Source organism: Paraglaciecola sp., from assembly GCF_039943935.1.
GTDB lineage: Bacteria > Pseudomonadota > Gammaproteobacteria > Enterobacterales > Alteromonadaceae > Paraglaciecola.
On record NZ_JBDUZQ010000009.1, the window covers coordinates 23,305 to 48,786 of the forward strand.

Sequence of the window (25,482 nt, forward strand, 5' to 3'; positions counted from 1 at the left end):
ACCTAAATCCCTATCAAGAACTTCTACATATTTGGAATGATTTTAGTTTAAACTTATGCAAGTTTTGGAGTAGTAATTATGTTGAAGACCATGATTTTTTCTTTATTGGGCGCACTGTCCGTCATCATTTATTTTTTTAATACCATTTTTTGGCTAATTCCCATTTTGATTTTTTCATTTCTTAAACTTATTCCCATTGAGATATGGCGTACATTTATGTCTTACTTGTTAGATGGATGCGCCACACTTTGGATAAGCGTTAACAGCTGTAATCAATTTCTATTTAGCAGAACCAAAATTGAGGTCACTGGGTTAGAAGGCTTAAGTCAAAAAGACTGGTATTTAGTCATATCTAATCATAGGTCTTGGGTAGATATTTTAGTGTTACAGAGAGTATTTAATCGCAAAATTCCATTTTTGAAGTTTTTCTTAAAAAAGGAATTAATTTGGGTGCCATTTTTAGGGGTAGCTTGGTGGGCGCTAGATTTTCCATTTATGCATAGGTACAGCAAAAAACTCATCGCTAAAAAACCACATTTAAAAGGCAAGGATTTAGAAAATACCCGCAAAGCTTGCGAAAAATTCAAATACAAACCTGTCAGTATTATGAATTTTGTTGAAGGGACTCGCTTAACAGAAGAAAAACAGCAGCGACTCTCTGGTCAATTTCAACACTTACTTAAACCCAAAGCGGGAGGGATGGCGTTTGTATTAGGTGCAATGGGCGAGCAACTCCATAAATTGTTAGATGTCACCATACATTACCCTCAGGGTACGCCTAGTTTCTGGGATTTTACGTGTGGTAAAGTGAGCTATATCAAAGTAGATATTCAAACTCATTCAATCGAAGACATATTGAGAAATGATATTTATGGGCCTGATTACTTCAATAACCCAGAGCAAAGAGTTAAGTTTCAACGCTGGTTAACTAATCTATGGTTGCAAAAAGACCAACGCCTTCAATCAATGTCAGACACCAAAGGCTCAGATTAGTCCGCAAGTAATATAAGTTAAATATACATCGAGATTAAAATGGAAAAAAGTGAATTCCTCAGTCAAAAATTATTATCACTGATAGAGTATTTTGGCTTTCATGTTTCAGAAAAAAGTTGGCTTTTCCAAGCCACTGCCTTGACAGGTATTTTAGTATTAGCTTGGGGTAGCAATTGGCTCACAAAAAGTATTCTACATAGCCGTATTCGTTTAATCATAAGTAAAAGTAAAAATACCTTTGATGATGAGTTACACAGGCATAACTTTTTCAGAAGAGTAGGCCATATTGTGCCCGCTATTTTACTGTATTTATTAAGCTCTCTTTTAATAGACAACGCTCTATTACTAACGTTTTTACAAAAATCAGCTGTGGTCTATGTATTAATCGCCTCTGTATTAGCTGCAAGCGCCATACTTAATACAGTAGAAGATACTTACAATGCTTCAAACTTGGCCAAGAAAGCTCCTATTACTGGCTTCATTCAAGTTGGTAAGCTATTCATCATTGTCGTGGCTGCACTACTTATTATTTCCAACCTATTAGATAAGTCACCACTGTTACTAATTTCTGGTTTAGGTGCTGTAACCGCAATCTTGCTATTATTGTTTAGAGACACCATATTAGGTTTTGTGGCGGGTATTCAAATTGCAGCTAACCGCATGGTAAATACTGGCGACTGGATAGAAATGCCAAAGTTTGGAGCTGATGGTGATGTGCTAGAAGTAGGCTTAACCACAGTAAAAGTTCAAAACTGGGATAAAACTATTTCTACCATTCCAACTTATGCTTTGATAACTGATTCAGTCAAGAACTGGAGAGGAATGTCAGAGTCCGGAGGTAGGCGTATTAAACGCTCTGTATATATTGATATTCAGAGCATTGCGTTTTGCGATCAAGATACGTTGCAAGAATTTTCAAAAATTCGCTACATCAAAGCCTATATCCAGCACAAACTTGAAGAACTACAAACTTTTCACAAGGTACAAAACATAAAAACAGAAGACTTGGTAAATAGTCGTAGGCTAACCAACATAGGGACGTTACGTGCTTATATGCGCGCATATTTAGAAAACCACCCAATGATCAATAACGACATGACCTTAATAGTGCGCCAGCTACCTGCAACTGAATTAGGGGTACCAATTGAGATATATTGTTTCTGTGCAGACAAGCAATGGCAGAACTACGAAGGGATACAAAGCGACATCTTTGATCATTTGTTGGCTATATTACCAACCTTCAAACTAAGAGCCTATCAACGAGTCAGTGACAGGCCCTAAAAATAGTTTAAGCGACTACCAAAGCATAAATAAATACGATAAACAAAACTAAACCAGAAACACCAAAAAATCCATATTCTACTCTAGACTGCATAGGGTCTTCGCCTTCTTTAACAGGCAAGAAACTCATGATGAGGCTAGTCAGACCCAAAACAAACGCGATTAATGTGAATCCAAATAAAATGGGCTCATACCAGTTACTCATTAGCTAATTCCTAGTTATTACTATCTATATATATTATGCACCAAAAAACCAAAGGACGAAAAGCATAAATAAAAAAAATAGATGGTCTAACTAACTACTTATTAGTCACGTTGGCTAACAAACTTATATTAACTTTAATGGGCAACTAGCAAATCTTATCTATCTTATTGTTTTATATAGAAAATTAATCTTGGCGTAGCCCTTGCTCAAGTGAATAAAAAAGACGTTTATACTTGGAGAACAACATGCGTTCAATTATTTTAGCCGCCACTTTAACTTTTGGTTCACTTCCAGCTTTCGCCAATCAATGCAATATTGAACTTAACGGCCAATTGCAACTTGAAGATAAGGTATTACAAGTTCAAATTGACCATGACAATCAGCTCACCATAACTGAAGACAAAGTCCTTTATGTCAATAACCAGGAGATAGACCTGTCTAACGAGCAACGACAATGGGTAAATCAGTATTACAATGGCATCAATGAAGCAGTGCCACAAGCAGCAAATATCGCAACAGATGCCATAGCTTTAGCCAATAGTGCAATGAGTGAAGTATTTGAAGAAATGTTAGGCTCTGATAGCCAGGTCATGCAAGACTTATCTGATAAATTGAATGAATTAGACCAACAAGTCCAATACAATTTTTATGGGGACAACGGCAATATACAAATAGACTCAGATGGTTTTGAAGACAGAGTGTTTATGGGAGAACAATGGGAGCAAGAATTCGAACAAGCAATTGAAGAAGTAGTATCTGAATCTATCGGACATGTATTGGTAGCCCTAGGCACTCAAATCATATTTGGTGGTGGTGACTTAGAAGAATTTGAACATAAAATGGAGCATTTTGGCCAGCGTATAGAACACAAAATTGAAGCACAGGCCACAGTATTAGAGAAAAATGCCCATGCTTTATGCATCACATTGGCTGAAATCGATATGGCAGAAAATAAATTACAACAAAATATTCAGCAGCTCAGTAATTTAGATGTGTTACAAGTAAAAAACAATACGAATTTGATGTGATAATCTAACTCTACTCAATTTTTATAACGAGAATAACTCTGTGGGAATATCTATCGTAGGCTGTGGTTGGTTAGGCCAGCCGCTGGCTTTAACGTTAAAAGGATTTGGTTACAATATTGTAGCCTCCACCCGCTCACTTCAAAAGTGCACAACCTTAAATGACTTAGGGTTAGAAGCCGTAAAATTTGAACTAGGAGATGACTTAAACATTGCGGCTGTTAGTGCTATTTTTACTAGCAATACATTAATATTAAACATCCCCGTAGGTCGCAAGGCAGTAACCCCGAATAGCTTTATTATGCAGATACATTCGTTAGTCGAACACGCTTCGCGTACTCAAATTAAGCAAGTGATTTTCATTAGTACTACGTCTGTATACGGTGACCAAGACCAAGTAATAACGGAACATAGCCCAACCATGCCTGTCACCTCATCAGGTAAAACTAATCTGATTATTGAAGCCTTGGTCACCGAAGCCTTCCCTAAATGCAGCACAATTATTCGCCTTTCAGGATTAGTTAATCATGATAGGCATCCAGCCAATTATCTGGCAGGTAAATCAAATCTACCAAACCCAAATGGTAAGACTAACTTGATACATCAAGATGATGTGATCCGTGCTATCTACCTTGTTATCACGAAAAACCTTTGGGGGCATACATTACATTTAAGCGCGTTACAGCACCCCACAAGAAAAGACTACTACACTTGGTCAGCAGCAAAACTAGCCTTGCCAGCACCCACCTTTATCGCTTGTGAACAACCAGCTGCGGGAAAGGAAATTGATGCAACTTATAGCCTTGAAAAGCTTGGATTAACACTTAAATACCCAAGCCCTTACGATATGATTAAGGCATAGATCCCTTATAGCACGATTTAAATTACTACTAGCCAATCAGTGCGCTACCAAAGAATTTAAGAGCCACTGTATTTGCAAAAATAACCAATAAAATTAAAGGAATAAAAGTTCCAAGTGCAAAATTTACATAGCGTGCCAGAAAGCTACCTTTAAAATCAGGCGCGCCTTCGTCTAACTCTTTGTTAAATGCATGAGTTTTCCATTTATAGCTAACAAATAGGCAAATCAATAATCCATTTAAAGGCAAAATGGTGTCATAAAAAACGTCATACACTAAGTCAAAGAAAGACTTTGGGGTATCTGAGCCCCCATAACTAATGAATGCCGTAAAAAATTCAAAAAAGCCAAATGAAAACGCGCACATCAACGCAAAAACAACTAGTAAAATGCCACAAATAAATAATGAATTTTTACGAACTATACCTTTCTCGCTCATCAATGCGGCAACAGGCACTTCAAAGATCGAAACTAATGAAGTTATCGCTGCAAAAAAGACTAATAAAAAGAAAGTACTGGCAACTATACTCGCCCCCGTGTAGCCCAAGGACTCTTGCAAAGCTAAAAATATTTGCGGCAAATAAGAGAAAATCATTGAAACTGAAGATTCACTTAACTCACTTGGATTAACAGAGGGATTAAACGAAAAAATGGCTGGAAGGATCATCAAGCCAGCAGTAAAAGCCACAGCAGTATCGGTCAATGCAACTAGTTTTGCAGAAGAAGGTAAATTAGAGCGCTTATCAATATAACTACCATAAGTGATCATGATCCCCATCCCTAAAGACAAAGAGAAAAAAGCTTGGGAAAGCGCACCATTAATCACACTGGCATTAATTTTATCAAAATCAGGAACAAGGTAAAACGATACCCCAGCCATAGCGTTGTCTCGAGTTAAGACAAACACAACCATGCCAAGCAGCATTATAAACAAGGCTGGCATCAATATTTTAGCTGCTTTTTCTATACCTTGTTTTACGCCACCTTGCAGGATTAAATATACAATTGCCAGTACACCTGCCATGTATATGAAGATGCTATTACCAGATATAAAATTTCCAAACGTTGCGGGGTCTGCCAGTAAGTCTAGGTTTCCTATGCTAGATTCAAATAAATAACCAAAAATCCAAACAGTAATAACCAAGTAGAACACCGCAATCATAAAGGGAGTAATAATTGATAACCATCCGGCCAAACGCCACCCTTTATTGCGCCCAGAAAGTGACGTTAAAGCACCAAGAGGATCTTTTTGACTAGCCCTTCCGATGGTCATTTCTGCAATCATCACTGGAACACATATTGCCACTACAAATATGGCATACATCAACAAAAATGCCCCACCACCATTTTTAGCGGCACCAACTGGAAACCCAACAAGGTTACCAATACCAACAGCAGAGCCAGCCGCCGCTAAGACAAAACCTAAACGAGAGCCAAATTGTTCGCGAGGTGCGCTCATAACAAGTCCTATTTTATTTTTATAATTGGAGGCAGATATTACCAGCAGAATTTCAGAATGTCTTTGTTGTTAAGAGATCCATCCCCTCAACCACAAAAATCACTACAAGTATCGTTAAGATTAAACACTACCAAGAAATCCTTTTGCCCTGCCAATCTATATAATAAGGGGCATGTTCTGCAGTTAAGTCTGAAAGTACATTTAACAATTGTGACACAGTAAAATCAGCAGTGAATAATTTACCTTGAGGAACATTGCTCTGGAAAGGCTTAGATAAATTAGTATCTACAGTACCGGGATGGTAACTAACCAATGCGACATTTTTAGCACGCCTTTTCAACTCAACTTGTGCCGTTTTTATCAACATATTTAAAGCTGCCTTACTTGCGCGGTAACCATACCAACCGCCCAACTCATTATCATTAATACTGCCCACTCTAGCGCTCAAAAACACTAGTTTTGCGGCTTGTTTGCCTTTCAACAACTTCTCTAGGTTTTTAAGCCAAATAGCAGGTGTAATGACGTTAGTTGAAAAATAAAAATCTAGGCTTTTAGAGTCTAAATCTTCCATGCGTTTTTCAGGTTTAACTAGATGTTCGCCAACCTGGCCATGTAACGCCCCAATACAACAAACAACAAGTGTAAATTGAATCCCTTGGGAATTAAGCTGTTGGCATAATTCAAAAATATTATGATCATCTTCTGAGTCCACTTGATGATAGCAGACATGGCTTAAAGGCTCAGCAGGTAAACTGCGAGAAACAGCATGTACTTGATGATACACATTTGAGTGTTGTAATTGATTAACTGATGCAGCGCCAATGCCCCCAGATGCACCAATCACAAGAGCGTTAGTTTTTGTCATGTGAACCTCTATTAACTTGCTCACACGGTAAACAACGCTTTTTGCCTGTTAACAAAAACGAAATGGTGTATCGATGCTTCGCGAAACCATTGTAAGCCATATTTGCAAACCACCTAATTACTGGCCATCTAAGGGGTGCATATACCCAACCTTTACCTACCAGCTTCCATGCTACATATGTCACATCTAAGCCACTTATTAACCTGCCATCAGCAAGATAACCATGAATACGGGCATTCAATGCCGCCCAATTCAAGTGAGGGTAGTTATGATTAAAACAGTCTTCTTGGATATCAACAAAAGAAATAGCCTTTGACGTATCTAACTCCTTTAATTTACGCATTTCAGCTAAACATAAGGGGCAATAGCCATCATAAAAAATAGTGAGTTCGTGAGTTAACATAAGAGCAATTCAATTAGATTCATTTAAATTAATAATACGTAGAAACAAAGATGTAGGTTCAATTTTTGAGAGATGCGGCCCTTTTTCGCAATAAGAAGTCTCGCTCGCTACCATTCTTACTTAATTTGATCGCCTTATCTAGTGAGGTATTTGCCGCTACCGGTAATGCTAGACGCCCCTCTATATCGCTTTTCGCTGCATAGTAGGGTTGATAATCAGACAAGTGAGTCTCCAATAATAGTAACTCTTGATACACCTTATCTAACTCTGCTGTATAAGACTTAGCAACCAATAAGTTGAGTAAAACCATTGGTGAGCCGTTGAAATCTAACAATCGTAAATAGAGCAATCTAATTTGGTTCCAATCAGTTACTTCCCAACTAGGTGCATTACAATGTAAGGCACTGATTGCAGCTTGTATTTGATATTGCCCAGCTTGTTTATATGCCAATGCTTTATCCATATATTTATTCGCTTCGGTAATCAGCTTGTCATCCCATAACTGTCTATCTTGATGTTCTAGCGGAATATAAGCCTCAAGGCTATTACTACGAGACGCTCTTCTTGCATCATGAAACAACAGTAATGCCACCATGCCGAATACTTCCGCAGATGGCGTTAGCTTAACCATCAAGCGGCTTAACCTAATTGCCTCTTGAGCAAAATCTTGCCGAGTCAGTGTTTGCCCTTCAAATGCGCTGTAAGATTCATTATAAATCAAATAAATAACTTTAAGCACACTGGCTAAACGAGCGTTGAGTTGTGCATGGCTAGGCACTTCATAAGCGATACCCGCTTTTTTAATTTTTCTTTTGGATCGAGTGATCCGTTGACCCATGGCCACTTCAGATATCAAATAAGCTCGAGCTATTTCTTTGACTGTTAAACCACACAAAGTCCTAAGAGTTAACGCGACTTGTGCATCCTCATTTAATGCTGGGTGACAGCATGTAAATATTAATCTAAGCCTTTCATCTGGTACATCATATTCAAGCTCAGATGTGCCTTCAATAGAGATAATACTCTGCCTAATTAGATCGGTATTTTGTTTATCATTGTAGGTTTTTATTTTGCGTAAATTGTCGATAAGCTTACGTTTAGCTACCAAATAAAGCCAAGCACAACTATTGGCAGGTACGCCTTGAACGGGCCAATGGATACTAGCCTGTTCAAGGGCATCTTGTAGCGCATCTTCAGCTAACTGTATATCTTTAGAAATATAAACCAGAGAGGCAATAACCTTGCCTGATTCAGCTCTAAAAATTCGTGCTATCTCATCCATATGCAAAACAGTCAGTTTCTATCATTCAAATAACATGACCGGTCTCACTTCAACTGTGCCATAACGGGCACTAGGAATTTTAGCAGCCCAAAGCAATGCCTCATCAAGGTCTTTACAGTCAAATAGATAATAGCCTCCCAGTTGCTCTTTAGTCTCAGCAAAAGGACCGTCTGTTAATTGTGATTTTCCATCTCTCACTCTCACTGAAGTGGCGGTGCTTACTGCCTCTAGAGCATTACTCCCCAAAACAACATTTTTTGCTTCCTCTTCAAAAGACTCGTACTGACTTATTAGAGTTTCCATGTCCACATCATCCTTGCCTTCACCAGCATAAATCAACGCTAAAAATTGCATATTAGTTTCCTTTTTTAATTAGTTAGTAAAAAGCTTGCTTATCAAACTTCTCTATTTAATAACGAATCAGATAAGACTATTCAGACACATAATTAAAATTTTTTGAAATATTTATATCTTGAATTTTGTATCAGTAACAACCACATTATGACTATAAAGACATTTTGTTGGAGTAAAAAATGGCAACAATTCAAACCACAACTCTTGGTGGTGGCTGCTTCTGGTGTATTGAATCAGCTTTTAGCAGTGTTAACGGTGTAGTTTCAGCATACGCTGGGTACGCAGGCGGGCAACTTGATAACCCAACCTATGAGCAAGTTTGTAATGGTAGTTCTGGCCATGCAGAAGTGGTGCAAGTGAATTTTGATACAGACTTAATTACGTATCGCGACATTCTTGAAATATTTTTTGCCTTGCACAATCCGACGCAACTCAACCGCCAAGGTAATGATGTGGGAACGCAATATCGCAGTGCAATTTATTACCATGATGAATCACAAAAAGTAATGGCTAGTGAGATTTTACGAGAAATTGAAGAGGAAAAAATTTGGTCTGATCCAATTGTCACCGAATTAACTGAAGTGAATAACTACTATCAAGCTGAAGACTATCACCAAGATTACTTCTCTAATAATCCACAAAACCAATACTGCAATATGGTTGTTGCCCCTAAACTTTTAAAATTTAAGAAAAAATTTGCCAGTAGATTAAAGTAAACACGGTAATCTGTTGTGCACCAATCCTGCTAGTGCACAACTAAACCTAACAATTAACTATTGAAACCACTCAGCTTGAATCTTTAAACTAAACAACAAAGGTGAATAATTTTCATAGTTTTCTTTATTTTCATTGCATTGAATATTCTTAATATACATTTCTTTCCACGGGTCATTAACCATCCAAAGCGTATCATTCATTACCGCAACACCTTCAATCGAAGCGTTATGCATTTTTTCAAAACCTGTGCAGTTTTCACTTCCACTCTTTAATTCAGCGTAAAATGTGAGTGGTAATATACGCGTTTCTTTTTCTCCACTTAAGTCAATAATCCATAATTTTCCATCATTACGGGCGGCGGCAATTAGAAACTCTTGTCCCGCTGGTGCTTGGTAAAAGTCCATTCCATTGATTGGGTGTCTGCCCCCTGAAAAATTTGGTAACTTTAAAGGTAAGTCAGAAACCACAGCAAAATCCTCAGAGCCCCAGAAATCCTCATCCATTTTCAAAGAAAAAATACGAGCTTGTGACTGTTTATCCTTCTCAACCCCCAAGTACAAGGTTCTATTGTTACCAAAGCTTAAGGCCTCAATACCATCGTTAGGAAAATCACCCACCTGCATCTCTTGAGTAAATTTTATTGGACGGACGTGAGTCATCAAAACTGAGCTACTTGTTTGCTGTTCTAACCGTATTAGTAACCTCGGGTACAATGTAGAGCCGGTATTTGAATATTTATTCTGGCAGGATACCGACATCGGCTCAGCGCCACTGGCATCCTCGGTAACCAAATAAAAAATTTTGTCATCATTCGGGTCTATTGCCAGCGCTTCCAAATCTGGATTACCACTGATGTAGGCTGCAAAACAACTTTGCGCTAAGTTATCAGACAAAGATATAGATAAATCAGGGCCATTTAATTGAGCTTCATTAGTTGATATTTTTCGAAGCAGTAAACGCTGAGAAGGAATAGCACTACGATCACTTACAGTTAATAGGCCACCTTTCCACGCCTTTAGACCTGAGGGCTGAGGGTCTTTCATTATAGAACCATCATTCTCCATAACCCAGTAACCGTATACATCAATATTGTCAGTGATAGACGATTTGCTGCACCCCACCATCCATAAACAGCTAGCTAAGGCAAATAATGCAGAGGTAAGTTTCATATATATTCCGTACAAATTAAATAAGTGATTCAATGAAAACCGCTCTCATGTTTTCAAGCACTCGAATATTACCTAAAGAAATGTAAAAGAAAACCATATAGCATCGCTTTATTTTTCCAAACGAGCTTCTCTGAAGTCATAAGGAAATAAAAATCCCGAAGAGTAATATACAATTATAGGTATAATATGCTGCGTTTTTTTAGATTCTGATTAAAATTTCACTAAGGTCAACATGTCCATACAAGCATTAAAGATAGGTTTATTCTATGGTTCCACTACTTGCTATACAGAAATGGCGGCTGAAAAAATTCAAATTCAAATTCACGAATTAGCAAAAATGTCAAAGGTTGACTTATTTGATATTAAAGATACCCACCTTAAAGAGTCAGAACAATATGATGTATTAATATTCGGTATATCAACTTGGGACTTTGGCGAATTGCAAGAAGATTGGGAGTCTAGTTGGCAAGATATTAAAGACTTAAACCTAACAGGTAAAAAGGTCGCTTTATATGGTTTGGGAGACCAATTTGGCTACGCAGATTGGTTTCAAGATGCGCTAGGTATGCTGCACGATGAATTAGCTGTTTTGCAATGTGAATTCGTAGGGTATTGGCCAAATGTAGGCTATGAATTCAATCATTCAAAAGCATTGGTGGCAGAAAATAGCTTTTTTGTAGGCTTAAGCTTAGACGATGAAAATCAATATGATTTAACTGAACAACGAGTAGAAGAATGGAGTACCCAAATATTAGCTGAGCTTGATGCCATTTAGCAATGTCAAGCAAACCGTCACGGATTCATCAGCCATATTATCGAAATGGCCCCTCACATCGAGACGGGGCTGATGTAAGTTTTCAAGATATCGTAAAAATATTCGGGTTTCGCACAGTCACAATTGGCAAATGGGTTACAAAAGAAGAACAACAGCTTGCCGCCAATTTATTTTTTGATGCTTTGTGCGACTTAATGGAAATACTGGAGGTGCCTGAACAGGTCATCTCCCTGAATAATCATTTATCGCTAGCATTTGGCAGTGGTGGCAGAAAACACAGTAGTGCTCACTACGACTCACGAACTAAAACCTTAGCATTGGCAAAAAATGCCGGAGGAGGAGCACTGGCCCACGAATGGTTCCATGCTTTTGACCATTACATTTGCAACAAGTTATTTGTAAATACTAAAAATCATCAATTTGCCTCGCAAAGCTGGTTAAAAGACAACCAACAAATACAACATGGTTTAAATATCAAACTCAGTAGAGTTTTTGAGTCAATATTTTTAAGCAGCACTAAAAGTCAACCAAATGACTATGTTAATCGTTGTGCTTTTGCTGATAAAACACTAAAAATGTACTATTACGCTCAGCCTCAGGAGCTTAGCGCCCGTGCCTTTGAGGCGTGTATCCAAGACCAATTTAGAAAAAATGCATTTCTAGTGCAAGGTACCAAGCAAAGCCCTGAGGCCAAGTTAGGGATCTACCCTGTAGATGAACATAGAACAATAATTTCAAAAAACCTACTGGATTATTTTCGTCATTTGGGGCACGCTATAGGGAAGTGAGAAACACTAACCCTTAGTGGGTTCCGATAATTGTTGAATAACAATTAAGATCTCCGAAGATGAACTGTCTTAATTTAAAGGCAGTATTCGTATTAACCCAATTGGCGATTTATACCGATGAAAAGAAAAAAACACGGCAGCGCAGACGACGAAGCTGCAATTGATATGACTCCCATGTTGGACATAGTGTTCATCATGCTTATCTTCTTTATTGTGACCACCTCTTTCGTAAAAGAGAAAGGACTAGAAGTTAGTCGCCCTAAAGATTCTAATACACCCCCACCACCTACTAATGTAAAGTCTTTATCTATTCGCGTAGAAGAAGATGGAACAATAGTAGTGAATGGTCGTCAGGTTGATATTCGCCGTGTAGAAGCGAATATTCAAAGTTTCTTGGCTGAAAACAATCAAGACTCAGCAGCTGTTCAAGCTCACCCTAAAGCAAAACATGGTGACGTAACCGAAGTAATTAACGAAGTTAAGAAAGCTGGTATCGCAAACGTTTCTGTATTGGTTGGTAAGTAAACTAAATTAGCCATTACTATAATTGAAAAAGCCGTGTTTCTTTGAAACACGGCTTTTTTATAGGCAAATAATAAAGCTATTCAAGGTCGAGGGAGTCCGGAGATAAGATAATGCCAGTTTGGTCCGCATATAGATGGTCTTCAGGGAGAAAAGTTACGCCACCAAAATTCACTGCAACATCTACATCACCTAATTCTTGATCATCAGCTCCTACAGGTATAGATGCAATAGCATGAATTCCGATGTTAATATCTTCTAATTCATAAACTTCACGGACACTGCCGTAACACACAATACCTTCCCAACCATTATCAAATGCGAGTTGTGCCGAAGTTGCGTCAATCAAAGCTCGTCGCATAGAGCCACCACCATCAATTAATAAGACTTTGCCCACCCCTGGTTGCTCTAGAGTCTTATCGATCAGACCTTTATCTTCAAAACATTTGATAGTTGTAATTTCGCCGCCATACGAAGATCTACCTCCAAAACTTATAAACATGGGCTCAACCACGTCAACGCTGTCCGCAAAAATATCGCATAAAGTAGATGTGTTGTAGTCCATGTAAATTCCAAGTTTGCTAGGTTTAGTCTTGAGTATACTGCTAGAGAAATTCAAATCTAGTGTATTTTTATCAATATTCTAGGAATGCTTAAGGGCTGTCATAACGTTTTAGCAAAATTGACATATATGGTTCATGAGCCTTGCTTAATATCATTTTAGCTTTGTAACTGTTCGAGCTACCTTATGAAATCATTACTACAAAGTGACACACCAGACACCATCCGATTTTCTTCAACCCCAGATACACTAATAGACTGGATTGTGAATAGACAATAGAACGATACCAAGGGCTTATACGCGGCATTGTGGCACCAGGTCAAATTCCCTGAGTGGGTATTAAAACAATTAAGACAAGTTTCCCAATAAATTTAAACATTGGTAAACTTAGTTATTTCTTATTGCATAAAATGCCAAATCATCTCACTCTACCCCTTGTTTTTTAGCTAGGTAATGACATTATTGCCAGCTATTTATTTTGCGGTGGTAGTTATGCTAAAAACTCTAAGAATTGCATCACAACTCATGCTATTTTCTTGCCTAGTAGGTATGTCAGCTTGTGGTCAAAAGCGAGCGCTTTATCTTCCAGAAGCACCTCAAAGCAACAAAGTTGAAACTAAAGCTAAAGAAGCCACCGAATCCCCTGCTACAGGAACCAATTAATATGGATTACTTCGCATATAAAAACCAAGAACTCTACGCTGAAAATGTCTCTTTGACAGAAGTAGCTGAAAAATTTAAAACACCTTGTTATGTCTATTCAAAGGCAACAATAGAACGCCATTGGCTCGCGTTCAACAAGGCTGCTGGCGACCAGCCTCACCTAATCTGTTATGCGGTTAAAGCCAACTCCAACCTAGCGGTATTAAATGTAATGGCTAAGTTAGGATCGGGATTCGACATAGTGTCGGGAGGAGAATTATTACGAGTACTTAAGGCGGGTGGCGACCCCGGAAAAGTAGTATTTTCAGGTGTAGGTAAAACAGAGGCAGAAATTGCACTGGGACTAGAACATAACATCAAGTGTTTTAACGTTGAGTCTCGCAGCGAGTTAGCTAGAATTAATGAAGTAGCAGAGCAACAGGGTAAACCTGCACCTATTTCAATTAGGGTTAACCCTGATGTCGATGCAAACACCCACCCTTATATTTCCACAGGCCTAAAAGCCAACAAGTTTGGTGTTGCACGTCAAAATGCGGTTGAAATTTATCAATACGCTAAAAGCCTGCCATTTCTGAATGTTATCGGCATTGATTGCCATATTGGCTCTCAATTAACGGAGTTATCCCCCTTTATTGATGCACTCGATATTTTGTTAGCTTTAATTGACGAGTTGGCTGAAAACGGTATTCACTTGAAGCACTTAGATGTGGGAGGCGGGTTAGGTGTAACCTACAATGACGAAAAAGCCCCTCACCCAGATGAGTACACCCAAGCAATTGCGGAGCGCATGCAAGGTAGGGAAGACTTGCTACTGATCTTTGAGCCAGGTCGAGCCATCATGGCAAACGCAGGGGTATTACTGACAAAGGTAGAGTTTTTAAAAGAAGGTGATGAGAAAAACTTTGCGATCGTAGATGCAGCCATGAACGACTTAATTCGTCCTTCACTGTATTCAGCATGGCAAAGTATCATCCCACTTAACATTGGCGTAAACCGAGTAGCAGCCACTTATGACGTTGTAGGGCCTATTTGCGAAACCGGTGACTTTTTAGGTAAGGAGCGAGAACTTGCCATAGCTCCAAACGATTTCCTAGCAGTAAGAAGTGCTGGCGCATATGGCTTTGTTATGGCGTCAAATTACAATAGTCGAGGCCGCGCCGCTGAAGTACTCATTGATGTTAACGAAGCTCACTTAGTTAGAGAAAGAGAGACCATTGAAAGTTTGTTTGAGAATGAACACATACCAACTTAATTCTTTGGCTGCCTTGTTTATTACAAGGTGATGTTAAAACAGAAAGTTATTTAGATTATTTTTGCCGATGCTAGTTAAAGGCATGGTCAGTCTTTATATGAAATGATATAACTGTTAGTAACGAATCTAACGACCTGCTTTAAGCGGTTAGATAACAATTATAGCTAAGTAGTGACAATGCAAATCCAGTTTTCAAAGATGCATGGCCTGGGCAATGACTTTATGGTCATTGATAACGTCACCCAGAATGTTTTCTTTTCAAAAGAGAAAATACAACAGCTCTCAGATAGAAATTTTGGAGTAGGATTCGATCAACTTTTATTGGTCGAGCCTCCATACGATCCTGAGCAAGATTTTCATTATAGAATATTCAACGCTGACGGTTCAGAAGTATCACAATGTGGTAATGGCGCACGATGTTTTGCGCGATTTGTAAAAATGAAAGGGTTGATTAATCGTAATAAAATAATTGTCAGCACCAAGGCAGGTCGTATGGTTTTATATCTTGAAAAAGATGGCCAAGTAACTGTCAATATGGGAGTTCCTAAATTCGATCCACATATGGTGCCCATAAAAGCTAAGAAGCAAGAGAAAATTTATGTATTGCGTGCTGAAGACCATACATTTTTCTGTGGCGCCGTATCAATGGGTAATCCTCATTGTGTATTATTAGTTGATGATGTTCAAAAAGCTGATGTCGAAGGAATAGGGCCTTTACTTGAACGACATGAAAGATTCACCGAAGGGGCAAATGTCGGGTTTATGCAAATCATCAATCCTAACCATGTAAAATTGCGGGTTTATGAACGTGGAGCGGGTGAAACACTAGCGTGCGGAAGTGGGGCTTGTGCCGCGGTTGCTATCGGACAAATACACAACAAATTGAGTAAAGATGTTAGAGTAGATTTACCTGGCGGAAGTTTAAAAATACGTTGGCAAGGCAAAGATAATGTCTTAAAAATGACGGGAACAGCTGAACATGTATTTGATGGGCATATAAACATATGAGTGAGATTTTGGAGCAATATAAAAATAATACGGATATAAACACGAATTATGAAGAATCTTTATCTCATGAGTCAGTAGCCACTTACTTACTTAATAACCCTGATTTTTTCGTACAATACCCTCAACTAATTGAAAAAATAAAAATTCCTCACAGTTTAAAAGGTAGCGTATCCCTGGTTGAATTACAGAGTGAGCAATTACGTAAAAAGGTTAGGACATTAAATCATAAACTAAACCAATTAATTTCGATCGCTAAACAAAACGAAGCCATATACCGAGTTTACGCAGACTTAAATCTTCGTATCTTAAAGTGTAAAGATTTGGATGAACTTAAGTTTATATTAGAAGAAGTTATCCAAGAGAACCTAGAGCTATCTGCTGTAACACTTAAGCCGTTTAAAGGTCCTCATGCACTTCCTGAAATTCAACGCAGACTATTTATTGAAAAGCGTTTTCAGCAGAATCAATTCTTCTTCGGCCGCTTAAGTGAGCACGAACGTAAATTGCTGTTTAACGATCAAGAAGCCAAGTCAGTGGCATTATTACTCATTGGCGAAGTTGGGGAACTAGGCATTTTAGCAATTGGTAGCAAAGACCCTAGTCACTTTAATCCAGATATGGACACTTTATTAATCACCCAATTACAACAGTTTTTAGGTGTGCTATTACCTAAAATGTTGACCTACTAACAGATTTCATCATTATGTTTTCGCCAAGTTTACAGCCTTGGTTAGACAAATATCTATTATATCTAAAATATGAGAAACACCTTGCGGCTAAGTCTATCGATAGCTACAAAAGGCAACTCAATGCAGCTTTCGAGAACCTAAACATTGCTAGCTGGGAATTGTTTGATACTCAAGACGTTCGGCATATTTTGAATCAAGCCAGAAGAGCAAACCTTAATCCGCGTTCTATCGCGTTACGATTATCAGCAATTAGAGGCTTTTGCGCGTTTTTAATTCAACAAAGTGTCCTAAGTCAAAATCCAGCTACTTCGATTAGTGCGCCTAAGCAAGGTAAGCCCTTGCCTAAGCAACTAAACGTAGACGAAATGCATCAACTACTCGATATCAAAAATGACGACATACTAGCAATTAGAGACAAAGCAATCATGGAGTTAATGTACAGTTGTGGCTTACGGTTAGCCGAACTAGTGTCCCTTAACTTACAAAGTATCGAAGCCGACAACCAGTTGCGAGTTATAGGAAAAGGTAATAAAGAACGTTTATTACCTATTGGTAGAGTGGCCATGGTAGCCATATCGGAGTGGTTAAAACTAAGACCTGAATTCGCCAATGCGTCTGAACCAGCATTATTTCTAAGTAAACGAAAAAATAGGATCAGCACCCGGCAAGTGGCTAAAAGGATGAAGCTATGGGCAGCAAGTCAAGATTTAGAACAGTCAGTCAATCCTCACAAATTAAGACATAGCTTTGCAACCCATATATTAGAATCAAGCTCGGATCTGAGAGGTGTTCAAGAACTTTTAGGCCATGCTAACCTTGCTACCACTCAAGTGTATACTCATCTAAATTTTCAGCATTTGGCTTCGGTTTATGACAAAGCTCACCCAAGAGCTAAAAAGAATAAATAAAGGGCTAACATGTTCATATATAAGACTCCTTAAACACAAATGATTTTCTATAAAAAACTACAAAAAGTTAAAGCTATGACCTTTGACTTAGATGACACCTTATATAACAACTATCCTATTTTAGTAAAAGCAAATCAGGCTCTCTTAGGATGGTTAAAACAAAGTTATCCCGAAGCTAAACATCTCGGTGAAAATTTTTGGAGAACTCATCAAGAAAGAACCCTAAAAAACGCTCCGATGCTAAAGCATGACATGGGGCAGTTGCGTTATACCACTATGCTTTCAGGCTTTTCCCAATTAGGTTTGTCACCAGAGGCAGCTAAAAAAGCAGCTCAACGGAGCTTTGATTACTTTTATTTTCAAAGAAGCAACTTCACATTAAGTGAGTCTACTCACTCTTTATTGCAAGAGTTATCAGAAAAGGTTCCTCTTGTGGCCATAACAAATGGTAACGTCAACCTCGACCAGATTGGTATAGCACCTTATTTTTCAAAAACTTTTAAAGCGTCATTAAACTTAGCCATGAAGCCTGATGCCGCCATGTTTCAACTTTCTCAACAATTTTTAAAATTGCCAGCACATAATATTTTACATGTGGGAGATAATTTACAAAAAGATATATGGGGCGGGTTAAAAGCAGGTTACCAAACCGCTTGGTATGCCGAGAATAGAAACATGGGATTAGTAAATGAAAGGGTCATGACTTTACCCCATATTCAGCTTAATAAACTTGAAGAGCTACTTTTACTTATATAAATTCCTTTTGTTCAACCAAAGCCAAACCTGAGCTTACTTTTAAGCTCTAGTCTTCAAGTATATTTTGATTCATAGTTTCGCAAGGGCTTTGGCAGGTCGGTTTACCCACTACTTTTGCTGGAATACCTGCAACAGTTACGTGAGCTGCCACATCATTTAATACCACACTACCCGCACCGACTTTAGCTCCTTTACCAATAACGATGTTCCCCAGTATTTTTGCACCTGCGCCAATCATCACCCCTTCTCTAATTTTAGGGTGACGATCGCCTGCTTCATTACCTGTGCCCCCTAAAGTAACCGATTGCATTACAGAGACATTATTTTCAATAACGGCGGTTTCTCCCACAACTATCCCTGTGGCGTGATCAAACATGACACCTTGGCCAATACATGCTGCAGGGTGAATGTCTACCGAGAACACTTCAGAATTTCTACTCTGTATAAACAATGCTAAATCATGCCTACTTGCTAACCATAATTGATGTGCCAATCTATGAACTTGAATGGCGTGAAAACCTTTAAAGTTTAATAATACAGTTAAATATGAATGGACTGCTGGGTCTCGGTTATAAACGGCTTCCACGTCGCCCATTACTGCCTCAACTATTGAGGGGTGTAATAAATAACTTTGTTCAAACATTTCTCGTAATGACAAAGACCCCATGACATCGTCCGCTAACTTAGTCGATAAAATAAAGCTCAATGCAGTTTCGAAATTATGGTGGGCTAAAATACACTTATGTACATAGCTTGCTAATAGTGGCTCATTAGCCACTAACGTTTGCGCTTCCGACTTTAAACGTTGCCAAAACTCAATCGTCATATACATCTCCTTGCTTGTTACTAATTATTAGAACCATTTATACATTCAATAACTTCTGGAATGCTTACCCTACATTTTGAGAATATAAAATTATGGCACAGCTCATTTTTACGAATCTATTAAATATAATTGGGGCAGATTTACAATTTTATAGTCTAGTGTAATTAAATACAGTATTACTGATATACTAGTCACATAATTTTTTGACGACATGTAGTGTAATGGACGTATCTCGCCTTCTAGACCAATTAAATGATAAACAAAGGGATGCTGTAGCGGCTCCCGCATCTGACATGCTAATTTTAGCAGGCGCCGGCAGCGGTAAAACTCGAGTGTTAGTGCATCGCATTGCCTGGTTAATGGAAGTCGAAAACATTGCCCCTTATGGCATTTTAGCAGTAACCTTTACAAATAAAGCAGCCAAAGAAATGCGGGGCAGAGTGGAGCATTTGCAGGGCTCTGCCCTTAATTCTATGTGGATTGGGACATTTCATGGCATTGCTCACAGGTTGCTTCGCACCCATTATGCTGATGTTAACCTCCCCGAAAACTTCACCATTTTAGATTCTGATGATCAATATAGATTAGTCAGACGAGTACTAAAAAGCTTGAATCTAGATGAAAAACACTGGGCGCCTAAACATATACAGTGGTACATCAATGGTAATAAAGACGAAGGTTTACGTCCGCAACATATTGAAACCAATGGTGATGCTACTCAGCAAAAGATGCGAGAAATCTATCAAACCTATCAACAAACCTGTGATCGCGCAGGTTTGGTCGACTTTGCTGAATTACTACTCAGAGCCCACGAGTTATGGTTGAACAACCCACACATTTTACAACATTATCAAAAACGCTTTAGCGCTATTCTGGTAGACGAATTTCAAGACACCAACAACATTCAATATGCTTGGTTGCGCTTATTAGCAGCGCCTACAAACAATATGATTATTGTTGGCGACGATGACCAATCCATTTATGGTTGGAGAGGCGCGAATGTTGAAAACATTCAACATTTTTTAAAAGACTTTAAAGGCGCAAAAACCATTCGACTTGAACAAAACTACCGTTCTACTGGCAATATATTACAAGCGGCAAATGCAGTTATTGATAATAATAGTGGTCGCCTAGGTAAGGAGTTGTGGACTGAAGACAGTCAGGGCGAATTGATATCTCTCTATGCCGGTTTCAATGAACTTGATGAAGCGCGTTTTAACGTTTCACGTATTAAAGAATGGAGTGACAACGGCAATGCTTTAACTGATTGCGCTCTTCTTTATAGAAGTAATGCACAATCAAGGGTTTTAGAAGAAGCCTTACTTCAAGAGTCGATACCTTATCGAATTTATGGAGGTTTACGATTCTTCGAACGCCAAGAAATCCGTGACGCATTAAGCTATTTAAGAATTATCAATCAAACCATTGATGATGCAGCTTACGAACGTATTGTAAACACCCCAACTCGAGGCTTAGGAGACAAAACCTTATCTCAGATAAGAGAGCTAGCTAGAGATGCTGAATTATCGATGTGGGATGCGAGTACCAAACTGTTAGCAGAGAAGAGACTAAGCGGCCGAGCATCAAATGCTCTTGAAGCCTTTATGAAACTCATTCAGCAGTTAAGGCAAGACATTGTGGAACTTCCATTAGAGCAGCAAGCTGACCATGTTATAAAGCATTCAGGCTTATATGCCATGTACAAGGCTGAAAAGGGTGAAAAAGCTCAAGCTAGAATCGAAAACTTAGAAGAACTAGTCACTGCATGTAAACAATTTGTTGTTCCAGAAGAAGCAGACAACATGACACCATTATCTGCGTTTTTAGCCCACGCATCTTTAGAAGCTGGTGACACTCAAGCCGACAGCCACCAAGACGCGGTGCAAATGATGACAATCCATACCGCTAAAGGTTTGGAGTTTCCTTTAGTGTTTATGGTAGGTGTTGAAGAAGGCATGTTCCCAAGCCAAATGAGTAACGAAGAGCCAGGCAAGATTGAAGAGGAGCGTCGTCTTTGTTATGTAGGTATGACCCGCGCTATGCAAAAGCTTTATATAACCTACGCTGAAAACAGGCGTGTATATGGGCAAGACAAATACCACACACCATCACGTTTTATTAAAGAAATACCATCAGAACACATAGAAGAGGTAAGACTACGCACCACTATCTCTCGTCCTGTACACAATCGATTTACAGCAACAACTGGACATACTGCATTTGAATCATCGGCTTTTCAATTAGGAGAGCGAGTTATCCATCCTAAGTTCGCTGAAGGAACCGTTCTCAATTACGAAGGCACTGGTGAACATGCACGGATTCAAGTCAATTTTGATGATTTTGGCAGTAAATGGCTTGTTATGTCCTTCGCTAAATTAACTAAAGTGTAAACCTTTCAATGCAACATAAAGTCCTTATTATTGAAAATAGCCAATCAAGTATGATGGTTATGCAACGCCTTATTACCGAGGCTAAATTAGAACCTATCTGTACCAACAGCCTAATAGAAGCTAAGCATGTTTTTTCGGAATCGACACCCGAAGACTATTTATGTGCAGTTGTAGATTTTAGTTTAGCTGATGCCCCTAACGGAGAAGCAATCGATTTTACAATTGATTCTTTTCTACCCACGATAGTCGTCACTGAAAACTTAGATGAAACGACAAGAAAAATTATTCTTGAAAAAAATATTGTCGATTATGTTCCAAAAGAAAACGCTCAAGTTTATGAATACTTAACGCGTTTGTTAAGTCGCTTAGACAAGAATAAAAAAATAGCAGTATTAGTCGCAAATCAATCTAGAAATAGCCGAAATACTATGACAGCTTTACTTAAACGGCATAACTTCATCACTTTTGAGGCTGTAAACTCAGAACAAAGTATTCAAGCTTTGCGCAATAATTCTAATATTCAATTAGTGATTATTGATGAAAACTTATCTGACACGTCTGCGATACAACTCATTTCAGAATTACGCCTCACCCACTCCAAAGAAGACTTAGGGATTATTGGCATAACTGCAGACACTACTAGTGGCCTGTCTGCACGCTTCATAAAAAGTGGAGCCACGGATTACCTTCATAAGTCTTATTCCCACGAAGAATTTTTTTGCAGAGTTATGCAAAATATAGAAAGATTAGAGAATATTGAAACCATTAGAAGAGTTGCTAACTCAGATTATTTAACTGGACTACCTAACCGTCGTTATTTTTTTACAAGAGTTGAAGCAGCACAAAAAATCAATCCCAAATTAGAAGGTTTAGCGATTATTGATGTAGATCATTTTAAAAACATTAACGATACATATGGCCATGATTGTGGCGATTACACCCTAAAAGAAATAGCCAAATTAGTTGCTGAGTACTTCTCTGACTACACCGCAGCAAGGTTTGGAGGGGAGGAGTTTTGTGTATATTTTACAAATGTTCCTAGAGATGAAGTGTCGGAAATAATAGAAAAGTTTCGTATCGCTATGAGCAATAAAAAGCTAACATTTGAAAAACAATCATTGTCTTGTACTGTGAGTATTGGCCTTACTCACAGCAATAACGCCGGTATAAAAGGAATGATACGTAAAGCCGATGAACTCTTATATATAGCTAAAAGCAGCGGGCGAAACAAAGTCATATCTGATTAAACTTTAGGAACGTGTTTATATACTCTAAGTAGGTCGTAAACATAAATTACCAAAGCGGCCCAAACACACATAAAAGTAAAAATTTTCGTATTATCAATTGGCTCTCCATAAATCCCCACAGCCAATACAAACATAATGCTTGGGCCTATATATTGAAAGAAACCTAAAGTAGTATAACGAATACGTCTAGCTGCCGCTGTAAAACATAACAGTGGCACGGTAGTAATCACCCCAGCCAACATAAGAAGGCTGTTTAACTCAATATCATTTATGAACAAATTACTATGCTCTGGCTGTACTAGGCACCAATAAATTACAGCAAAAGGAAACATGTAAAGACTTTCAATAAATAAACCAGGCATAGATTCAACCGCAACTTTTTTACGTAACAAGCCATAACAGCTAAATGTTAGGGCTAACACAAGTGACACCCATGGTAATTGACCATAAGAAATAACTAAATTGGCTACACCAATAAATACCACCAAAACAGCTAGGCTCTGCATTTTAGTTAATGTTTCACCTAAAAATAATCGAGCTAATACCACATTTATAAGCGGATTAATGAAGTAGCCTAAGCTAGATTCAAGCATACGGCCATTATTCACTGCCCAAATAAATAACAACCAGTTAATTGCTAATAAAAAACCACTAATGAATAGCACTACTAAAATCTTGGAGTTTAAAATTGCGGCAGTCACCTGCCCAAGTTTACGCCTAACTAGCAATAAGAAAAACAAGACAGGTACAGACCAAAATACTCTATGCATCATAATTTCTGGTGCTGCCATTTCACTCAATGCTTTAAAATACATGGGGGCTAGGCCCCACATCACATAAGCTGCAATAGCGAACAGTACACCAGATTTAACAGATTTTTGATTCAAAAGTACGCACCAAATAAAGACTAGGATGATTTTGTGGCGCAGTGTGAGTTATGCCTTAAGGAATTGCAATCAAGGAAGAATGAATATTAATTATTTTTTCAATATACAGGTAAAACTTAACACACCTCAATATTCTTCAGACGCAGAGTAACAATTCCTGCCGTTTTGTTTAGCTTTAAATAAATGCTTATCTGCATTGTTAAGAAGGTCAATTGGATTATTGATTATTCCTTTATGATGTTTTGGAACATAAGCAGTTATACCAACACTGATTGTCACCATAGGAAAGTGAGCACCTTTTGCTGCTTTGATATTTCTATTCCTAATGTTAGACGTTAAACTATCAGCCACTTGTATCGCGCCCTCTAGGTCAGTAAATGGTAACAACAATACAAACTCTTCTCCCCCATACCTAGCGGCAAAATCTCCTTCCCTCCTTTTACTTTTAGCAATAATTGACGCCACAGTTTTTAAACACTTATCACCCTCTAAATGGCCAAACTCGTCATTAAATAATTTAAAGTTATCAATATCAATCAGTAAGATAGCGATTGATTGATCACCACGTACAGCGGCATACCATTCTTTATTCAACATTGTGTCTAACTGCATTCTATTGGCCAAACCCGTTAAGCCATCAGTACATGATACTTGAGCTAACCTTTTCTGCTGAGCCACCATGGTCATATGATTTTTAACTCTAAATAATATGGTTTTAGGGCGAGCATTTAGCGCTATATAGTCAATTGCACCTATACTTAGACACTCTTCTTCTTCATCAGACGTAGCATTTCGAGCTAGTAGTACTATTGGGATGTGTGCAGTTAAACGATTACCTTTTACGAATGAACATAACTCTTGACCACTGATAATAGCCGCGTCCACTTTGCTAAGCACTAAATCTATATCTTGTAGCAAAATACTTTGAAGCGCTGCCTTTCCATCATAAGCGACTTCAATACTATATTTTTTGGCAAACAGGGACGTGAGTGTTGATATATTCACAACATCATTATCTACAATCAGCAATGTAAGATTTTTTTGAAAAACCGTCATAACTTCCCTGAAATATAATCTATAACGTACCCGTCACGATTGACCAGTACTAGATTAACTAAATGCACAGTTGCATATTGTCTAAATATTCGGCAACAATAAAGCGTTTTCTTTTTTTAAAAAAAGGCTAATAACCCTTTCAACACTCAAGTTAAGTTAATAATTTCCAGCTACAAGTCTATTATTATTCTACTTTTCAAAGCGTTAGATAACCTAAGTAATGGTGATAATCCCTTTATACAAACTAGATTGATTATTTAAGCTTATTTTACGACAGGCAGCATTATGCTCGTGATATTGTTTCAATGAACCTTCACTCCTTTCCTAGGCCAAAGTAATACCTCCTCATACGTAACGTGATTACATTAGCTAATTCTTGGAAATGTTTTTTTAGTTTGCAAATCACCCACACATGACTTGAAAACGACTAGACGAACAATGGCGTCTAAAGCAGTAATAGTTAGAACGCCATGCGGCATGTTATGTACAGGGTACATATTGATTTTCCATTACACTGAAGAATAATTATCACTTTGTTTCT

At 38.2% G+C, this 25,482-nt stretch carries 27 protein-coding genes; 16 read left to right on the forward strand and 11 right to left on the reverse strand.

What is annotated here, in order from left to right; translation table 11 throughout:
* Positions 1-78: 78 nt before the first annotated feature.
* The gene (locus ABJD71_RS05025) at positions 79-993 is read left to right on the forward strand and encodes an acyltransferase (protein ID WP_348165499.1); all 915 of its coding nucleotides are present in this window, start codon (positions 79-81) and stop codon (positions 991-993) included.
* A 39-nt stretch (positions 994-1,032) separates the two neighbouring features.
* Entirely contained in the window at positions 1,033-2,274 is a 1,242-nt protein-coding gene (locus ABJD71_RS05030; protein WP_348165502.1) for a mechanosensitive ion channel domain-containing protein, read from the forward strand.
* Positions 2,275-2,281: 7 nt separating this feature from the next.
* Here ABJD71_RS05030 and ABJD71_RS05035 read toward each other — a convergent pair whose 3' ends face one another.
* A complete protein-coding gene (locus ABJD71_RS05035) occupies positions 2,282-2,479 on the reverse strand; it encodes a hypothetical protein (RefSeq protein ID WP_348165505.1) in 198 nt (65 codons plus the stop codon).
* A 245-nt stretch (positions 2,480-2,724) separates the two neighbouring features.
* On the opposite strand from ABJD71_RS05035, the gene ABJD71_RS05040 reads away from it, so the two are divergent.
* Together ABJD71_RS05040 and ABJD71_RS05045 are read left to right on the forward strand one after the other, a co-directional pair.
* On the forward strand, positions 2,725-3,507 hold the full coding sequence (locus ABJD71_RS05040) for a YggN family protein (RefSeq protein WP_348165508.1): 783 nt from the start codon (positions 2,725-2,727) through the stop codon (positions 3,505-3,507).
* Positions 3,508-3,547: 40 nt separating this feature from the next.
* Complete coding sequence (locus ABJD71_RS05045) at positions 3,548-4,366, forward strand: NAD-dependent epimerase/dehydratase family protein (RefSeq protein WP_348165511.1); 819 nt, start codon at positions 3,548-3,550, stop codon at positions 4,364-4,366.
* Between the two features lie 28 nt (positions 4,367-4,394).
* Here ABJD71_RS05045 and ABJD71_RS05050 read toward each other — a convergent pair whose 3' ends face one another.
* From ABJD71_RS05050 to ABJD71_RS05070, 5 genes are all read right to left on the reverse strand, one after another.
* Positions 4,395-5,822, reverse strand: a complete 1,428-nt coding sequence (locus ABJD71_RS05050) for a sodium-dependent transporter (protein ID WP_348165514.1) — start codon at positions 5,820-5,822, stop codon at positions 4,395-4,397.
* A 127-nt stretch (positions 5,823-5,949) separates the two neighbouring features.
* Positions 5,950-6,687, reverse strand: coding sequence for an SDR family NAD(P)-dependent oxidoreductase (locus tag ABJD71_RS05055; RefSeq protein ID WP_348165517.1), 738 nt, complete (start codon positions 6,685-6,687; stop codon positions 5,950-5,952).
* Entirely contained in the window at positions 6,674-7,090 is a 417-nt protein-coding gene (locus ABJD71_RS05060) for a DUF393 domain-containing protein (protein WP_348165520.1), read from the reverse strand. The genes ABJD71_RS05055 and ABJD71_RS05060 overlap by 14 nt, the downstream gene beginning before the upstream one ends.
* 58 nt (positions 7,091-7,148) lie before the next feature.
* The gene (locus ABJD71_RS05065) at positions 7,149-8,372 is read right to left on the reverse strand and encodes a sigma-70 family RNA polymerase sigma factor (RefSeq protein WP_348165523.1); all 1,224 of its coding nucleotides are present in this window, start codon (positions 8,370-8,372) and stop codon (positions 7,149-7,151) included.
* Between the two features lie 21 nt (positions 8,373-8,393).
* The gene (locus ABJD71_RS05070; protein WP_348165527.1) at positions 8,394-8,726 is read right to left on the reverse strand and encodes a YciI family protein; all 333 of its coding nucleotides are present in this window, start codon (positions 8,724-8,726) and stop codon (positions 8,394-8,396) included.
* A 179-nt stretch (positions 8,727-8,905) separates the two neighbouring features.
* Here ABJD71_RS05070 and msrA point away from each other — a divergent pair, with 179 nt between their 5' ends.
* Complete coding sequence (msrA, locus tag ABJD71_RS05075) at positions 8,906-9,442, forward strand: peptide-methionine (S)-S-oxide reductase MsrA (protein ID WP_348165530.1); 537 nt, start codon at positions 8,906-8,908, stop codon at positions 9,440-9,442.
* 57 nt (positions 9,443-9,499) lie between these two features.
* Here the strand turns inward: msrA and ABJD71_RS05080 are convergent, their stop codons facing one another.
* Positions 9,500-10,612: a hypothetical protein gene (locus ABJD71_RS05080; RefSeq protein WP_348165532.1), complete on the reverse strand. Its 1,113-nt coding sequence runs from the start codon at positions 10,610-10,612 to the stop codon at positions 9,500-9,502.
* Positions 10,613-10,844: 232 nt separating this feature from the next.
* Between ABJD71_RS05080 and fldB the strand changes: the two genes are divergently transcribed.
* The 3 genes from fldB (at position 10,845) to ABJD71_RS05095 (ending at position 12,700) form a co-directional block, all read left to right on the forward strand.
* The gene (fldB, locus tag ABJD71_RS05085; protein WP_348165535.1) at positions 10,845-11,387 is read left to right on the forward strand and encodes a flavodoxin FldB; all 543 of its coding nucleotides are present in this window, start codon (positions 10,845-10,847) and stop codon (positions 11,385-11,387) included.
* Positions 11,388-11,389: 2 nt separating this feature from the next.
* Positions 11,390-12,175 (forward strand): CLCA_X family protein, encoded by a 786-nt coding sequence (locus ABJD71_RS05090; RefSeq protein ID WP_348165538.1) that lies wholly within the window; start codon positions 11,390-11,392, stop codon positions 12,173-12,175.
* A 117-nt stretch (positions 12,176-12,292) separates the two neighbouring features.
* Complete coding sequence (locus ABJD71_RS05095) at positions 12,293-12,700, forward strand: biopolymer transporter ExbD (RefSeq protein ID WP_348165541.1); 408 nt, start codon at positions 12,293-12,295, stop codon at positions 12,698-12,700.
* A gap of 76 nt (positions 12,701-12,776) precedes the next feature.
* Here ABJD71_RS05095 and rraA read toward each other — a convergent pair whose 3' ends face one another.
* A complete protein-coding gene (gene rraA, locus ABJD71_RS05100; protein WP_348165544.1) occupies positions 12,777-13,262 on the reverse strand; it encodes a ribonuclease E activity regulator RraA in 486 nt (161 codons plus the stop codon).
* 489 nt (positions 13,263-13,751) lie between these two features.
* Between rraA and ABJD71_RS05105 the strand changes: the two genes are divergently transcribed.
* From ABJD71_RS05105 to ABJD71_RS05130, 6 genes are all read left to right on the forward strand, one after another.
* Positions 13,752-13,922: a hypothetical protein gene (locus ABJD71_RS05105; protein ID WP_348165547.1), complete on the forward strand. Its 171-nt coding sequence runs from the start codon at positions 13,752-13,754 to the stop codon at positions 13,920-13,922.
* A gap of 1 nt (position 13,923) precedes the next feature.
* Positions 13,924-15,174 carry a diaminopimelate decarboxylase gene (gene lysA, locus ABJD71_RS05110; protein ID WP_348165550.1) on the forward strand — a complete coding sequence of 417 codons (1,251 nt, stop codon included), beginning with the start codon at positions 13,924-13,926 and terminating at the stop codon, positions 15,172-15,174.
* Positions 15,175-15,351: 177 nt separating this feature from the next.
* Positions 15,352-16,182, forward strand: coding sequence for a diaminopimelate epimerase (gene dapF / locus ABJD71_RS05115; protein WP_348165553.1), 831 nt, complete (start codon positions 15,352-15,354; stop codon positions 16,180-16,182).
* On the forward strand, positions 16,179-16,871 hold the full coding sequence (locus ABJD71_RS05120; RefSeq protein WP_348165556.1) for a DUF484 family protein: 693 nt from the start codon (positions 16,179-16,181) through the stop codon (positions 16,869-16,871). Before dapF ends, ABJD71_RS05120 begins: the two co-directional genes overlap by 4 nt.
* Positions 16,872-16,885: 14 nt before the next feature.
* Entirely contained in the window at positions 16,886-17,779 is an 894-nt protein-coding gene (locus tag ABJD71_RS05125; protein WP_348165559.1) for a tyrosine recombinase XerC, read from the forward strand.
* Positions 17,780-17,818: 39 nt separating this feature from the next.
* Positions 17,819-18,535 (forward strand): HAD-IA family hydrolase, encoded by a 717-nt coding sequence (locus ABJD71_RS05130; RefSeq protein ID WP_348165562.1) that lies wholly within the window; start codon positions 17,819-17,821, stop codon positions 18,533-18,535.
* Positions 18,536-18,581: 46 nt separating this feature from the next.
* On the opposite strand, the gene cysE is transcribed toward ABJD71_RS05130, so the two are convergent.
* On the reverse strand, positions 18,582-19,361 hold the full coding sequence (gene cysE, locus ABJD71_RS05135; protein WP_348165565.1) for a serine O-acetyltransferase: 780 nt from the start codon (positions 19,359-19,361) through the stop codon (positions 18,582-18,584).
* A 221-nt stretch (positions 19,362-19,582) separates the two neighbouring features.
* Between cysE and uvrD the strand changes: the two genes are divergently transcribed.
* Together uvrD and ABJD71_RS05145 are read left to right on the forward strand one after the other, a co-directional pair.
* Positions 19,583-21,751, forward strand: a complete 2,169-nt coding sequence (uvrD, locus tag ABJD71_RS05140) for a DNA helicase II (protein ID WP_348165568.1) — start codon at positions 19,583-19,585, stop codon at positions 21,749-21,751.
* An 8-nt stretch (positions 21,752-21,759) separates the two neighbouring features.
* Entirely contained in the window at positions 21,760-22,998 is a 1,239-nt protein-coding gene (locus ABJD71_RS05145; protein WP_348165571.1) for a diguanylate cyclase, read from the forward strand.
* On the opposite strand, the gene rarD is transcribed toward ABJD71_RS05145, so the two are convergent.
* Entirely contained in the window at positions 22,995-23,885 is an 891-nt protein-coding gene (rarD, locus tag ABJD71_RS05150; protein WP_348165574.1) for an EamA family transporter RarD, read from the reverse strand. The two genes, ABJD71_RS05145 and rarD, sit on opposite strands and share 4 nt — an antisense overlap.
* 126 nt (positions 23,886-24,011) lie before the next feature.
* Positions 24,012-24,941 carry a diguanylate cyclase gene (locus ABJD71_RS05155; RefSeq protein WP_348165577.1) on the reverse strand — a complete coding sequence of 310 codons (930 nt, stop codon included), beginning with the start codon at positions 24,939-24,941 and terminating at the stop codon, positions 24,012-24,014.
* Positions 24,942-25,482 lie beyond the last annotated feature (541 nt).

Excerpts from the sequence above, each read along its gene's own strand:
- ABJD71_RS05025 (WP_348165499.1), top strand. The coding sequence starts at position 79 with ATGTTGAAGACCATGATTTTTTCTTTATTGGGCGCACTGTCCGTCATC.
- ABJD71_RS05030 (WP_348165502.1), top strand. The coding sequence starts at position 1,033 with ATGGAAAAAAGTGAATTCCTCAGTCAAAAATTATTATCACTGATAGAG.
- ABJD71_RS05035 (WP_348165505.1), bottom strand. The coding sequence starts at position 2,479 with ATGAGTAACTGGTATGAGCCCATTTTATTTGGATTCACATTAATCGCG.
- ABJD71_RS05040 (WP_348165508.1), top strand. The coding sequence starts at position 2,725 with ATGCGTTCAATTATTTTAGCCGCCACTTTAACTTTTGGTTCACTTCCA.
- ABJD71_RS05050 (WP_348165514.1), bottom strand. The coding sequence starts at position 5,822 with ATGAGCGCACCTCGCGAACAATTTGGCTCTCGTTTAGGTTTTGTCTTA.
- ABJD71_RS05055 (WP_348165517.1), bottom strand. The coding sequence starts at position 6,687 with ATGACAAAAACTAACGCTCTTGTGATTGGTGCATCTGGGGGCATTGGC.
- ABJD71_RS05060 (WP_348165520.1), bottom strand. The coding sequence starts at position 7,090 with ATGTTAACTCACGAACTCACTATTTTTTATGATGGCTATTGCCCCTTA.
- ABJD71_RS05065 (WP_348165523.1), bottom strand. The coding sequence starts at position 8,372 with ATGGATGAGATAGCACGAATTTTTAGAGCTGAATCAGGCAAGGTTATT.
- ABJD71_RS05070 (WP_348165527.1), bottom strand. The coding sequence starts at position 8,726 with ATGCAATTTTTAGCGTTGATTTATGCTGGTGAAGGCAAGGATGATGTG.
- msrA (WP_348165530.1), top strand. The coding sequence starts at position 8,906 with ATGGCAACAATTCAAACCACAACTCTTGGTGGTGGCTGCTTCTGGTGT.
- ABJD71_RS05080 (WP_348165532.1), bottom strand. The coding sequence starts at position 10,612 with ATGAAACTTACCTCTGCATTATTTGCCTTAGCTAGCTGTTTATGGATG.
- fldB (WP_348165535.1), top strand. The coding sequence starts at position 10,845 with ATGTCCATACAAGCATTAAAGATAGGTTTATTCTATGGTTCCACTACT.
- ABJD71_RS05090 (WP_348165538.1), top strand. The coding sequence starts at position 11,390 with ATGTCAAGCAAACCGTCACGGATTCATCAGCCATATTATCGAAATGGC.
- ABJD71_RS05095 (WP_348165541.1), top strand. The coding sequence starts at position 12,293 with ATGAAAAGAAAAAAACACGGCAGCGCAGACGACGAAGCTGCAATTGAT.
- rraA (WP_348165544.1), bottom strand. The coding sequence starts at position 13,262 with ATGGACTACAACACATCTACTTTATGCGATATTTTTGCGGACAGCGTT.
- ABJD71_RS05105 (WP_348165547.1), top strand. The coding sequence starts at position 13,752 with ATGCTAAAAACTCTAAGAATTGCATCACAACTCATGCTATTTTCTTGC.
- lysA (WP_348165550.1), top strand. The coding sequence starts at position 13,924 with ATGGATTACTTCGCATATAAAAACCAAGAACTCTACGCTGAAAATGTC.
- dapF (WP_348165553.1), top strand. The coding sequence starts at position 15,352 with ATGCAAATCCAGTTTTCAAAGATGCATGGCCTGGGCAATGACTTTATG.
- ABJD71_RS05120 (WP_348165556.1), top strand. The coding sequence starts at position 16,179 with ATGAGTGAGATTTTGGAGCAATATAAAAATAATACGGATATAAACACG.
- ABJD71_RS05125 (WP_348165559.1), top strand. The coding sequence starts at position 16,886 with ATGTTTTCGCCAAGTTTACAGCCTTGGTTAGACAAATATCTATTATAT.
- ABJD71_RS05130 (WP_348165562.1), top strand. The coding sequence starts at position 17,819 with ATGATTTTCTATAAAAAACTACAAAAAGTTAAAGCTATGACCTTTGAC.
- cysE (WP_348165565.1), bottom strand. The coding sequence starts at position 19,361 with ATGACGATTGAGTTTTGGCAACGTTTAAAGTCGGAAGCGCAAACGTTA.
- uvrD (WP_348165568.1), top strand. The coding sequence starts at position 19,583 with ATGGACGTATCTCGCCTTCTAGACCAATTAAATGATAAACAAAGGGAT.
- ABJD71_RS05145 (WP_348165571.1), top strand. The coding sequence starts at position 21,760 with ATGCAACATAAAGTCCTTATTATTGAAAATAGCCAATCAAGTATGATG.
- ABJD71_RS05155 (WP_348165577.1), bottom strand. The coding sequence starts at position 24,941 with ATGACGGTTTTTCAAAAAAATCTTACATTGCTGATTGTAGATAATGAT.